The sequence below is a fragment of the Agrobacterium tumefaciens genome (assembly GCF_005221325.1).
Classification (GTDB): domain Bacteria; phylum Pseudomonadota; class Alphaproteobacteria; order Rhizobiales; family Rhizobiaceae; genus Agrobacterium.
The window spans coordinates 2,443,863-2,454,795 of record NZ_CP039888.1 but is presented as its reverse complement, the minus strand read 5'-3'; the positions used below and the strand labels follow the sequence as shown (position 1 = coordinate 2,454,795).

The window sequence follows — 10,933 nt, the reverse complement described above, 5'->3', positions numbered from 1 at the left end:
CTATTGAGGGGCAATAGACGTTATTTTCCGGTTTGTATCCCGGCAGGATTGATCACATCAATTCGTCTGGATTTCTTCCGGACAAAGGTTTTTGTAATGCCGCTGAAATTCCCCCTGTCGATATGTCTTCTCGGCACGTTCCTCGTCACCTCCGCGCAGGCGCAGGAGGCCGTGAAGGGCGTTGTCGAATTGTTCACGTCGCAGGGATGCGCCTCCTGCCCACCGGCGGATGAGGCCCTGCGCAAGATGATCCAGAAGGGCGATGTCGTTGGTCTTTCCTACCATGTCGATTACTGGAATTATCTCGGCTGGACCGATTCGCTGGCATCGAAGGAAAATACCGACCGGCAATATGGCTATATGCGCGCGCTCGGCCGCAACGGGGTCTATACGCCGCAGGCCATTCTGAACGGCCGGGACCACGTCAAGGGTGCCGACGTCCGTGGTATCTATGACAGGCTTGATGCCTTCAAGCGGGAAGGCCAGGGACTGAACGTTCCAGTATCGTCGAAATTTGCCGGTGAGGAGGTGGAGATCGATATTGGCGCGGGCAATGGCAAGGCCGATGTCGTGGTTGCCTACTTCACGCGCGAACAGACTGTGGACGTGCAGAAGGGCGAGAACCAGGGGAAAAAAATGTCCTACTGGCACAGCGTCTACGATGTGCAGACCGTCGGTATGTGGGATGGTTCACCGATGACGGTGAAGCTTCCGGCAAGCGTGGTGGCAAAGGTGAAAAAGGGTGGCTGTGCCGTGCTGTTGCAGACGGCAAATGCCAGCGGCGATCCGGCGGCTATCGTCGGCGCAAGTATTCTGCTGGGGAATGAAACACAGTAATCGCCGCTCTGGCGATGGAAGATCCGATCCGGGCATTGGGGGCTGGGGGTAAAGGGTCAATGCACCGGACCGGGTCATCTTGGTGCCTAGGCATCAATTGACAATAGGACTATTCCACCCAATTCAGGCCATGGTTTGACCGAAATACGGCAGGCTCCCCTAAAAAGGGTGCCTAAATGGTTACCAATTTTTACCTCTGCTTTTATGGCGGCAGCCTCTTTATGGGCCTTGCGGCCGGCGGTCCGGCATCGCCTCCTGCTTCATCGCTGCCCGAAGCCTGTCAAACCCTCTTGATGGCGCAAGGCTTGCAATTTCGCTGCCTCGGGCTCACATTGATCTGATGATTTGGGTGGATTCGGAGGTATTGGATGACCGATCAACCGGATGTGCAGCAGGTGCAGACCGCTTCACGCGACAATTCCACCGTTATCGATCTCCGTGAATATAAGACGAATAAGGACCCTTTGCCGGTCACCTTTCACCGCCGCGAGCTGGATGCCATCCTGCGTATCTATGGCCGCATGGTGGGGGAGGGAGAATGGCGCGACTACGCCATCGACCATCTGAAGGAGAAGGCGGTGTTTTCTGTCTTCAAACGTTCGGGTGAAATGCCGCTTTACAGGATCGAGAAGAACCCCAAGCTGGCGACGAAACAGGGCGCCTATTGCGTGGTGAATGTGGACGGGCGCATTCTCAAGCGCGGCCATGAGCTGCCGCAGGTTCTCAAGGTTTTCGACAAGGTTCTGAAGCTCATCGAGTGAACTTTGACTGGCGGGTCTGCCTCTCATGAAGAACGGGTGGGCCGCCAATGTGTGTAATGGCTATTCGCAATTAAAAAGGCGGCCGAAGGGCCGCCTTTCGCATGTCCGTCTCAAAGCCTCTCAGCCTTAGTCGTTGCGGTTACCGAGGAACTGCAGCAGGAAGGTGAAGAGGTTGATGAAGTCAAGATAGAGCGTCAGCGCGCCCATGATAGCCTTGCGGCCAGCCACGGCAACATCGTCGGCATCGAAATACATTTCCTTGATCTTCTGGGTGTCGTAGGCGGTCAGGCCTGCGAAGATCAGCACGCCGATCGCGGAGATCGCGAACTGCAGGGCGCCGGAACCAAGGAAAATATTGACGATGGAGGCGATGATGAGGCCGAACAGACCCATGATCAGGAACGACCCCATGCCGGAGAGGTCCTTCTTCGTCGTATAGCCGTAAAGCGAGAGCGCGCCGAACGAAGCAGCGGTCACGAAGAACGTCTGTACAATGCTTCCTTCAGTATATCTGAGGAAGATCGAGGACAGCGACACGCCCATGAGAGCGGCATAAACCCAGAAGGTCGACTGAGCCGCGGAAACGCTCATGTTCTGAATACGGAAGCTAAGGAAGAAGACCAGTCCGAGCGGTGCCAGCATGACGACCCAGCGCAGCGGCGACGCATAAACAAGGGCGCCCAGGGAGGTCAGCATCTTGCCGTTCGGCAGCGTTGCAACCGCGGCAGCGGGATCAGTTGTCGTAGCAAGCATGGCGAAGCCGAACGCCGCGACACCGGTGATGACCAGAGCCAGCGCCATCAGGTTGTAAACCTTGAGCATATAGGCGCGAAGACCTTCATCGATCATCGCACCAGACTGTGCACGGGTCTGCGCCATGCGGTTCTGGTAGTTATTGAAATCAGCCATTGTTTCCTCTTTTGAGCTCCGTGATTGCTACGGTGTCGGGATACCTCCCGGGCGCCGCTGCGGAGCTTCAGCAAGCCTGCTCAAGAATATGATGGCAGAACGTGTCCGATACAAGGCCTTTTGCTGCCGAAAAGACACCATATGCGCGAAAAGCGCTCACGTTTTGGCGATCATTACAAAGAATTAATCGTTAAAGTTAAGCGGCGCACAACCGATGATCATTCCCCCGCTTGCCGCAGAACCGGCGCCGCCTTCTGCCCGAGGATCCGCCAGGTGCCGATGAGGCCGATACCAACGGTCATGACGAGGGCAATGACAAGCGTACCGATCGCCACATCCGGCAGGAAGCTGGACGGCAGTTTCATGATGCGGGCGACCACGAACCATGCGGAAACGCCGCCGGCAAAAAGCGCGAAGACGGCGGTGGCGAGACCGAGTATCATATATTCGTAGGAGAAGGCGCGGATGAGCAGGTTTCGCGTGCCGCCCAGCGTTTTGAGGATGACCGCGTCATGGGTGCGGGCGCGATTGCCGGCGGCGAGTGCGCCGGCAAGCACCAGAACGGATGCGATGAGCGCAACGGCCGCAGCCGCGCGGATAGCGGTGGCGAGTTGGCCGACCAGCCGGTTGACGACATCAAGTGCATCCTTCACGCGCACGCTGGTGATCGTCGGATAGCTGTTGGTGACGGCGCGCAATATGCGGCCCTCGTCGCTGGCGGTTGCCGAGGGATCGGCAAGGGTCGCAAGCCAGGCATGGGGTGCGCCGCGGAAGGTATTGGGTGAAAACACCATGACGAAATTGATCGAGAGGGATTCCCATTCGACATTGCGCAGATTGGCGATCCTGGCCGTGATGCTGCGGCCGAGCACGTTGACGGTGACCTTGTCACCGATCTTGAGGCCCAGATCCCCCGCCTCTTTCGCCGCGAAGGAGACCAGCGGTTCGCCGCTATAATCCTGCTCCCACCATGTTCCCTCTGTCAGCGTCGCGTTTTCGGGCCCGTTTTCCGAATAGGTTATGCCCCTGTCGCCACGCAGCAGCCAGCGTCCTCCCGGCGGCACCTCCATTTTCGTCACATCCGTGCCGTTCAGCGCCATGATACGGCCACGCAGCATCGGCACTTCGGTCAGCGCTCCCTCGGGCGCTTCCCGTTTCAGGAGGTCGCGAAAGCCCTGAACTTCGCTGCCCTGAATATCCACGAAGAAGAAATTGGGTGCCTTTTCCGGCAGGCTGTCCGTCAGTTCGCGGCGCAGATTGCCGTCGATCAGCGTCAACGTCACGAGCAGGGTGAGGCCGAGGCCGAGGGATAGGACGACCGAGGGGGTGAGCGCGCCGGGGCGGTGAATATTGCCGATCGCCAACCGAAGTGCGGCTGAATGAACGCGCGGGCTGCGTTTGGCGATGGCCTTGACGCCCGAAGCCACCAGCCGCAACACCACGAAGGCAAAAGCGATTGCCGCAAGGAACACCGAGGCGATGAAACGGTCTTCCGCCGAAAAGATGGCGAGTGCGGCCAGCGCCGCCAGAAGCAGGCCGGTTGCGGCGAGATAAGGCCAGGATGGCCAGCTACCCTCCTCGAAACCCTGTTCGCGGAACAGTGCCGTTGCTGGCACCTCGCGCGCCTGGCCGAGCGGCACGATGGCGAAGGCGAGCGTCGTCAACAGGCCGAACAGGGCGGCGAGACCCAGCGCGCCGGGATAAAAGGCAAGCCCTTCCGGCACAGGCAGCACGCCTTCGAGAAACCGCACGGCGACAAGCGGCGCGATGGCGCCAACCACAAGGCCGATCACGATGCCGACGGCAGCAATGAAGGCGATCTGGAAGAGATAGGTCATGGTGACCACGGAGGCCGGTGCGCCCAGGCATTTCAGCGAGGCGATCGTCGTACGCTTGGAATCGAGAAAGGCGCGAACGGCGTTGGCGACGCCGACCCCGCCGACGATAAGGGCGGTGAGACCCACCAGCGTGAGGAATTGCGAAAAGCGGTTGACGTTTTCGGTGAGCGAGGGCGCTGCCCGGTCGCTGGTGCGAATGGACCAGCCGGCGTCGGGGAGGGCCTTGTTGGCCGCGTCTGTCATGGTTGCCCGCGCCGCCGGGTCGTTCAGCTTGATCTTGTAGGCGTGTTCAACGAGGCTGCCGGTCTGGATGAGGCCGGAAGCAAAGAGTGCATCGCGGCTGACGACAAGCCTCGGGGCAAAACCAAAACCATCCGACAGCGCATCCGGCTCGTCGACCACCGTGCCGGTCAATCTCAGCTTCGTATTGCCGAGCAGAATTTCATCACCGATCTTGATGCCAAGCCGTTCCAGCAGAAGAGGTGCTGCGACGGCGCCATAGGTATCGCCGTTGCCGGCCAGAAGCTCGCTGAGTGGCCCATTGGGGTCGGCCGCGAAGGTGCCATAGAGCGGATAGGCGCCGTCAATGGCTTTCACCTCCGTCAGGGTCTGTTCGGAGCCGTCGGCAAGACGGGCCATGGATCGCAACCCTGTGGAGACCGCGACGGTGCCGAGGCTGTCGAGATAGGAGCGCTCTTCTGCCGTCGCCTCCCTGTTGCGCAGTTCGAAACGCACATCCCCGGCCAGAATGGACTGACCTTCGGTAGCAATGGCGCTGGTGACCGCGCGGGACACGGAATTGACGGCGGCGATGGCACCGGTTCCCAGCGCAATACAGGCGAGAAAAATGTAAAAGCCGCGCAGACCGCCGCGGATTTCACGCCGGGCCAGCCTTGCGGCGTTTCTGATGTTGGCGAAAGATGGGAAAATCGAGCCGATCATGCCGATACTGCCCGTGCCATCTGGGGGCGGGCGCTGTCGCCCTCGATCTCGCCGGAGCGCACCTTGATCTGGCGCGAGCAGCGGGCGGCGAGCGACGGATCATGGGTGACGAGCACCATGGTCATGCCGCGCTCGGCCTGTTTGGCAAACAAAAGATCGGCGATCTGTTTTCCGGTATCGGTATCGAGATTGCCGGTCGGTTCGTCGGCGATCAGCACGGCCGGTGAGGGGGCAAGCGCGCGGGCGATGGCGACACGCTGCTGCTCGCCGCCGGAAAGCTGGCCGGGATAGTGGTTGAGACGTTCGCCGAGACCGACGGCAATGAGTTCGCGCTTAGCGATCTCGAAGGGATTGGGGGCGTTGGCCAATTCCAGTGGAACGGCCACATTCTCCAGCGCCGTCATATTGGCGATGAGGTGGAAGGACTGGAAAACAATGCCGATATTCCGGCCGCGAAAATCCGCTAGCGCATCTTCGCCGAGTTTGTGCAGTTGCTTATCGGCAATGACGATTTCGCCGCTGTCGAGCCGCTCCAGACCGGCAAGCACCATCAGCAGCGTCGATTTTCCCGAGCCGGAAGGGCCGACGATACCGACCGCTTCACCTTCGCCGATGGACAGATCGATGTTCTTGAGAACGTGAACGGAGGCGGCGGCATTACCAAGGGTGAGGTCGGCCTTCTTCAGCTCTATGATGCTTTTCGTCACAATTCTCGTTCCTATATAGGGTGATGAAGCGGTCTGGCGGTCGATGCGGTCGGTGTTTCAGACAATGTGAACCAAGTTAGGAAAGCCGTGATGAGATTTAAAGCTGCCCTGTTTCACTTCATCGTCATTATCGCGGGCGCCTTTTCCGTTGCTTCGGCGACGGCACAGGAGCGGACATTGCAACTGGTCGGCCTCGGCGACAGCCTGATGGCGGGGTATCAGCTTCCGCCCACCGACAGCTACACGGCACAGCTTGAAGCTGTATTAAAGGCGAAGGGCATCAATGTTGCCATCGCTAACGCCGGCGTCTCCGGCGATACCTCCTCCGGGGGTCTCGCCCGGGCGGAATGGTCGGTTCCCGATGGAACCGACGGGGTCATTCTGGAGCTCGGCGCCAATGACGCGCTGCGGGGCATTGCGCCGGAACAGACGGAAAAGAACCTCGATACCATTATTTCCGGTTTACAGAAACGCAACATAGCCGTGCTGCTGGTCGGCATTATGGCGCCACCGAATATGGGTGAAGATTACGCCAGGCGCTTCAACCCGATCTTTCCAAGGCTGGCCGAAAAATACAACCTGCCGCTTTATCCCTTCTTTCTGGATGGCGTCGTGACGGATGATGCGCTGAAGCTCGAGGACAAGATGCATCCCAACACCAAGGGCGTGGCGATGATGGTGGAGAAATCTTTGCCGGCTGTTGAAAGCTTCATCAAGACAATCGGTGCGCAAAAAAAATAAGCACTTGCGCCCGTCTGCATTGCGTGATTCGCTATGCTTGTTCTGCCAAGAGATTCGGGGAGCTCGCCATGCCGAGACTGTTTACCGCCCTCGAAATTCCGCGCAATGCGGCGATGAGCCTCTCATTGTTGCGCGGTGGTCTGCCGGGAGCCCGGTGGATCGATGTGGAGAATTATCACATAACCCTGCGTTTTATCGGTGACATCGACGGACGGACCGCCGATGAGGTTGTCGATAGGCTGGATCGGATCGAAAGGCCGGAGTTCCAGCTCAATCTCACCGGTATGGGTTCCTTCGGCTCGAAGAAACCGCATTCCATCTGGGCGGGGGTTTCTCACTCGCCGGAAATGCATGCGCTTCAAGCGGAAGTCGAGCGAATTTGTCAGAGGATCGGTCTCCCACCGGATCCGCGCAAATTCATGCCGCATGTCACGCTGGCGCGGCTGCGCTCCTCGCGTGTGGATGATGTGGTGCACTATCTTTCCGGACGCGGCAACTTCCGTACCTCGCCCTTCACGGTCGGCCGTTTCGTGCTGATGTCGTCGAAGGAATCCGTGGGCGGCGGGCCTTATGTCGTCGAGGAGGCTTTCCCGCTTCACGAGGCGCGGTCCAGCTCCATCTTTTCGAGCAACGATCTGCATCCCGCTAAGAGCATGTTGTAAACATCAAGGAACCCGTCCTCGGCCCCGTAATAGGGATCGGGGACGTTCTGCCGGCGGCCCGTGGCATAATCCATGAAGAGATGGATTTTGTGCCGGTGCCCTTCCGGGCTCACTTGAAGCAGGTTCGCCAGATTGTTTTCGTCCATGGCGAGGATGAGGTCGAAGGCCTCGAAATCAGCCCGCGTCACCTGTCTTGCCCGCTGTCGGGAAATATCGATACCGTGTCGCCGGGCCATGGCGACAGATCGCGGATCGGGCGCATCGCCCGCATGCCAGCCGCCGGTGCCGGCGGAATCGACGGTGATCCGGTTGGACATACCTTCACCATTGGCAAGGTCTTTCAAAACTCCTTCGGCAAGCGGCGAGCGGCAGATATTGCCCATGCAGACGAAAAGAACGGTGATATGTTTCATGTACGATGCGTCGATCCGGTCGTTGAGGCGTTAGTGGTTATCAAGCGGAGGCAAGATTCATGAAATATCCCAGACTTGAACCGGACGCCATCCGGCAGGCACTGTCGAAACTCGAGGGCTGGTCGCTGCGTGAGGACGGGGCGGCGATCGTTCGCTCCTTCAAGTTTTCGAGTTTTGCCGAAGCCTTCGGTTTCATGGCCGAGTCGGCGCTTGCGGCGGAAAAGCTCAATCATCATCCGGAATGGTCGAACGTCTATTCCCGCGTGAAAGTCTGCCTCACCACCCATGATTCCCAGGGTGTGACCGAGCGGGATTTTCTTCTGGCCGAAGCCATGCAGAAGGCGGCTGCGGGCCGGGGGAATTGAACGGCGGGCGTTCAGTCCCATATAATAACCGTGACCGGAGGATCGTCGATCATGGATGATGTGAAAATCGGTGAAATTCTTCTGCCGGGTGAAACCGACAAGCAGCAGGAGCGCGAGAATGTCGTGCGCGCCAAATTCTGGCCCAAGCTGAAGCGGGTGATGGCGAAGGTTCCCTTCGCGCGCGACGCGGCTGCGGCCTATTATTGCGCGATCGACCGTGACACGCCGTTGCGCGCCAAGGGTATTATTCTGGCTGCCCTTGCCTATTTCATCATGCCCATCGATGCGGTGCCGGACATGCTGGCGGTCGTCGGTTTTACCGATGATATCGCGGTCATCACCGCCGCGCTCGCCATGATCCGTGCCCATATCAAGATGGAGCATTACGACGCGGCTGACGCCATGCTGAAGCGACAGCAGGAAGCCGGGTAACGTCTCTGTGATGTGTCTGTCCGGCAGAGCCCGGCGGGTGACAAATTCTTGCCTGAATTTATGTGTCTTACACACGAGGGAAGGGCGTGCCACGCCTTTCTCCTCAGTGCGTCGGGAAGTCGCCAATCTGTAACACCGCAAGACGTTTCCGGCATTTTATGCGTGTTGTTGACGGTTTGGTAACCGCTTTCCGACCACAATGAGAAAAGACGATCCGCACCTGAACGTGGCCGATCCAGAAAATGGAGCCCGCCGCTGCTTCGGGCCAATGGAAGACAATAACCCGGCAGGAAATTCTATGTTTGTAAGAAGTGTAGCAACCGCAGCGGCCATTTTGCTGACCAGCGTCGGCGTAGCATCTGCACAGTCGCCCACGCGCATCCAGCAGTTCAATGCCTGGGGTGCATATTCGTACAAATCGGGCAACAGCACCGTCTGCTACGTTCTTTCCATCCCCACCTCCAAGGAACCGGCAAGCGTTGACCACGGCGATATCTTCTTCATCGTCTCGCAGCGTCCCGGCCAGAACATTTCCTATGAGCCGCAGGCCATGGTGGGTTATCCGCTGAAGCAGGGCTCCAAGGTCAACGTCACGATCGACAACAAGAACTTCGTCATGTTCACCAAGGACAAGGCCGCCTGGGTTGAAAACGCCGCTGAAGAGCCGGCCCTCGTCGCCGCCATGAAGGGTGGCAAGTCGATGACCGTCAAGGCGGTTTCCGGCCGCGGCACTGCGACGTCATATTCCTATTCGCTGTCGGGCATTTCGGCTGCTTTCAAACAGATCGAGAGCTGCAAGTAATCCTGACGCTTTGTCAGATTTGTGATTGGCCGGTCTTTGACCGGCCATTTGCGTTTTTGCCAGTTTGATGCTAAAGGCGCGGCAACATTGACAGGCGGATGCGCGAAAAGTGCTCCGCCTTTGATTTTCTCGACATGCAGACGATTTTCCGCCTTTTCGACAGGCCGGTCGTGCGATGCATGGAACGATGGGATAACGTGATGTCCGTAATGCAAGCTTCTGCCGGCCTGGCAATCAAAACTCCGCTGATCGCCAATAGCGATCTCATGTCCGGCAAGCCGTCGCTGATCGGCCTGACGCGTGAGGAAATGGGCGAGGCGCTGGCCGAGATCGGCGTGCCGCAGAAGCAGGTGAAAATGCGCGTCAGCCAGTTGTGGAACTGGCTTTATGTGCGCGGCGTCTCCGATTTCGATAATATGACCAATGTCGCCAAGGAGCTTCGCGAGAAGCTGAAGGCTGCCTTCACCATTGCCCGCCCGGAAATCGTCGAGGAGCAGATCTCCAATGACGGCACCCGCAAATGGCTGATGCGCTTTCCGCCGCGCGGCGCTGGCCGTCCCGTCGAGATCGAGACGGTCTATATTCCCGAAGAAGGGCGCGGCACGCTGTGCATTTCAAGCCAGGTGGGCTGTTCGCTGACTTGCTCCTTCTGTCACACCGGCACGCAGCGCCTGGTGCGCAACCTGACGGCGGAGGAAATTCTTTCCCAGCTTCTGCTCGCCCGCGACCGGCTGGGTGATTTCCCTGATGGTTCGACGCCGGTTGGCGCCTATGTGCCGAGCGAAGGCCGCAAGGTCTCCAACATCGTGATGATGGGTATGGGCGAGCCGCTCTATAATTTCGAGCATGTGAAGACCGCACTTCTGATAGCCACCGACGGCGACGGCCTGTCGCTTTCCAAGCGTCGCGTCACGCTCTCCACATCAGGCGTTGTGCCGGAAATCTTCCGCACGGGTGATGAAATCGGCGTGATGCTGGCGATTTCGCTGCATGCGGTGCGTGATGATTTGCGCGACATGCTGGTGCCGATCAACAAGAAATATCCGCTAAAGGAACTGATCGAGGCTTGCCGCAACTATCCGGGTCTTTCCAATGCCCGCCGCATCACCTTCGAATATGTGATGCTCAAGGACGTCAATGACAGCTTGGAAGATGCCAAGATGCTGGTGCAGCTTCTGAAGGGCGTTCCGGCCAAGATCAATCTCATTCCGTTCAATCCCTGGCCGGGCACCAATTACCAGTGCTCCGAGTGGGCGCAGATCGAGAAGTTTGCCGATTTCATCAATCAGGCGGGTTATGCGTCGCCGATCCGCACGCCGCGCGGCCGCGATATCCTTGCCGCCTGCGGCCAGCTCAAGTCGGAATCGGAACGCATGCGCAAGACCGAGAGACTGGCTTTTGAGGCGATGATGATCGCCAATCACGGTGCGGACGACTGAATTAGTCACAGTTGCGCCATAAAGCTTGCTTTCCCACGGTTGTGCGATTGATTTCGGCCGGTCTTGTTTTTAAGAAAGCGGCAAT

The 10,933-nt window shown here is 58.7% G+C and carries 13 protein-coding genes; 9 read left to right on the top strand and 4 right to left on the bottom strand.

From position 1 onward, the window contains the following. Positions 1-96: 96 nt before the first annotated feature. The 3 genes from CFBP5499_RS12605 (at position 97) to CFBP5499_RS12600 (ending at position 1,598) form a co-directional block, all read left to right on the top strand. Complete coding sequence (locus CFBP5499_RS12605; RefSeq protein WP_130932500.1) at positions 97-837, top strand: DUF1223 domain-containing protein; 741 nt, start codon at positions 97-99, stop codon at positions 835-837. Between the two features lie 176 nt (positions 838-1,013). Further along, the gene (locus tag CFBP5499_RS30030; protein ID WP_158523281.1) at positions 1,014-1,178 is read left to right on the top strand and encodes a hypothetical protein; all 165 of its coding nucleotides are present in this window, start codon (positions 1,014-1,016) and stop codon (positions 1,176-1,178) included. A gap of 27 nt (positions 1,179-1,205) precedes the next feature. After that, complete coding sequence (locus tag CFBP5499_RS12600; protein ID WP_080827102.1) at positions 1,206-1,598, top strand: DUF2794 domain-containing protein; 393 nt, start codon at positions 1,206-1,208, stop codon at positions 1,596-1,598. Between the two features lie 126 nt (positions 1,599-1,724). Here CFBP5499_RS12600 and CFBP5499_RS12595 read toward each other — a convergent pair whose 3' ends face one another. From CFBP5499_RS12595 to CFBP5499_RS12585, 3 genes are all read right to left on the bottom strand, one after another. Continuing rightward, positions 1,725-2,507: a Bax inhibitor-1/YccA family protein gene (locus CFBP5499_RS12595; protein ID WP_080827103.1), complete on the bottom strand. Its 783-nt coding sequence runs from the start codon at positions 2,505-2,507 to the stop codon at positions 1,725-1,727. Positions 2,508-2,725: 218 nt separating this feature from the next. After that, the gene (locus CFBP5499_RS12590; protein ID WP_080827104.1) at positions 2,726-5,287 is read right to left on the bottom strand and encodes an ABC transporter permease; all 2,562 of its coding nucleotides are present in this window, start codon (positions 5,285-5,287) and stop codon (positions 2,726-2,728) included. Continuing rightward, on the bottom strand, positions 5,284-5,994 hold the full coding sequence (locus tag CFBP5499_RS12585; RefSeq protein WP_080827105.1) for an ABC transporter ATP-binding protein: 711 nt from the start codon (positions 5,992-5,994) through the stop codon (positions 5,284-5,286). The genes CFBP5499_RS12590 and CFBP5499_RS12585 overlap by 4 nt, the downstream gene beginning before the upstream one ends. Positions 5,995-6,084: 90 nt before the next feature. Between CFBP5499_RS12585 and CFBP5499_RS12580 the strand changes: the two genes are divergently transcribed. Both CFBP5499_RS12580 and thpR read left to right on the top strand, forming a co-directional pair. Then, positions 6,085-6,735 (top strand): arylesterase, encoded by a 651-nt coding sequence (locus CFBP5499_RS12580; protein ID WP_080827106.1) that lies wholly within the window; start codon positions 6,085-6,087, stop codon positions 6,733-6,735. A 68-nt stretch (positions 6,736-6,803) separates the two neighbouring features. Beyond that, positions 6,804-7,397, top strand: coding sequence for an RNA 2',3'-cyclic phosphodiesterase (gene thpR, locus CFBP5499_RS12575; RefSeq protein ID WP_080827107.1), 594 nt, complete (start codon positions 6,804-6,806; stop codon positions 7,395-7,397). Here thpR and CFBP5499_RS12570 read toward each other — a convergent pair. Then, positions 7,331-7,810, bottom strand: a complete 480-nt coding sequence (locus tag CFBP5499_RS12570) for a low molecular weight protein-tyrosine-phosphatase (protein WP_080827108.1) — start codon at positions 7,808-7,810, stop codon at positions 7,331-7,333. The two genes, thpR and CFBP5499_RS12570, sit on opposite strands and share 67 nt — an antisense overlap. A gap of 59 nt (positions 7,811-7,869) precedes the next feature. On the opposite strand from CFBP5499_RS12570, the gene CFBP5499_RS12565 reads away from it, so the two are divergent. The 4 genes from CFBP5499_RS12565 to rlmN all read left to right on the top strand — a co-directional run bounded on the left by CFBP5499_RS12565 (position 7,870) and on the right by rlmN (position 10,848). Continuing rightward, positions 7,870-8,175, top strand: a complete 306-nt coding sequence (locus tag CFBP5499_RS12565) for a 4a-hydroxytetrahydrobiopterin dehydratase (RefSeq protein WP_006310845.1) — start codon at positions 7,870-7,872, stop codon at positions 8,173-8,175. A 51-nt stretch (positions 8,176-8,226) separates the two neighbouring features. Continuing rightward, a complete protein-coding gene (locus tag CFBP5499_RS12560; protein ID WP_080827109.1) occupies positions 8,227-8,607 on the top strand; it encodes a YkvA family protein in 381 nt (126 codons plus the stop codon). Between the two features lie 298 nt (positions 8,608-8,905). Continuing rightward, positions 8,906-9,409, top strand: a complete 504-nt coding sequence (locus CFBP5499_RS12555; RefSeq protein ID WP_080827110.1) for an invasion associated locus B family protein — start codon at positions 8,906-8,908, stop codon at positions 9,407-9,409. A 266-nt stretch (positions 9,410-9,675) separates the two neighbouring features. After that, on the top strand, positions 9,676-10,848 hold the full coding sequence (gene rlmN / locus CFBP5499_RS12550; RefSeq protein ID WP_080812279.1) for a 23S rRNA (adenine(2503)-C(2))-methyltransferase RlmN: 1,173 nt from the start codon (positions 9,676-9,678) through the stop codon (positions 10,846-10,848). The last annotated feature ends 85 nt before the right edge of the window (positions 10,849-10,933 follow it).

Excerpts from the sequence above, each read along its gene's own strand:
- CFBP5499_RS12565 (WP_006310845.1), top strand. The coding sequence starts at position 7,870 with ATGAAATATCCCAGACTTGAACCGGACGCCATCCGGCAGGCACTGTCG.
- CFBP5499_RS12570 (WP_080827108.1), bottom strand. The coding sequence starts at position 7,810 with ATGAAACATATCACCGTTCTTTTCGTCTGCATGGGCAATATCTGCCGC.
- CFBP5499_RS12595 (WP_080827103.1), bottom strand. The coding sequence starts at position 2,507 with ATGGCTGATTTCAATAACTACCAGAACCGCATGGCGCAGACCCGTGCA.
- CFBP5499_RS12555 (WP_080827110.1), top strand. The coding sequence starts at position 8,906 with ATGTTTGTAAGAAGTGTAGCAACCGCAGCGGCCATTTTGCTGACCAGC.
- rlmN (WP_080812279.1), top strand. The coding sequence starts at position 9,676 with ATGTCCGGCAAGCCGTCGCTGATCGGCCTGACGCGTGAGGAAATGGGC.
- CFBP5499_RS12560 (WP_080827109.1), top strand. The coding sequence starts at position 8,227 with ATGGATGATGTGAAAATCGGTGAAATTCTTCTGCCGGGTGAAACCGAC.
- CFBP5499_RS30030 (WP_158523281.1), top strand. The coding sequence starts at position 1,014 with ATGGTTACCAATTTTTACCTCTGCTTTTATGGCGGCAGCCTCTTTATG.
- thpR (WP_080827107.1), top strand. The coding sequence starts at position 6,804 with ATGCCGAGACTGTTTACCGCCCTCGAAATTCCGCGCAATGCGGCGATG.
- CFBP5499_RS12580 (WP_080827106.1), top strand. The coding sequence starts at position 6,085 with ATGAGATTTAAAGCTGCCCTGTTTCACTTCATCGTCATTATCGCGGGC.
- CFBP5499_RS12590 (WP_080827104.1), bottom strand. The coding sequence starts at position 5,287 with ATGATCGGCTCGATTTTCCCATCTTTCGCCAACATCAGAAACGCCGCA.
- CFBP5499_RS12605 (WP_130932500.1), top strand. The coding sequence starts at position 97 with ATGCCGCTGAAATTCCCCCTGTCGATATGTCTTCTCGGCACGTTCCTC.
- CFBP5499_RS12600 (WP_080827102.1), top strand. The coding sequence starts at position 1,206 with ATGACCGATCAACCGGATGTGCAGCAGGTGCAGACCGCTTCACGCGAC.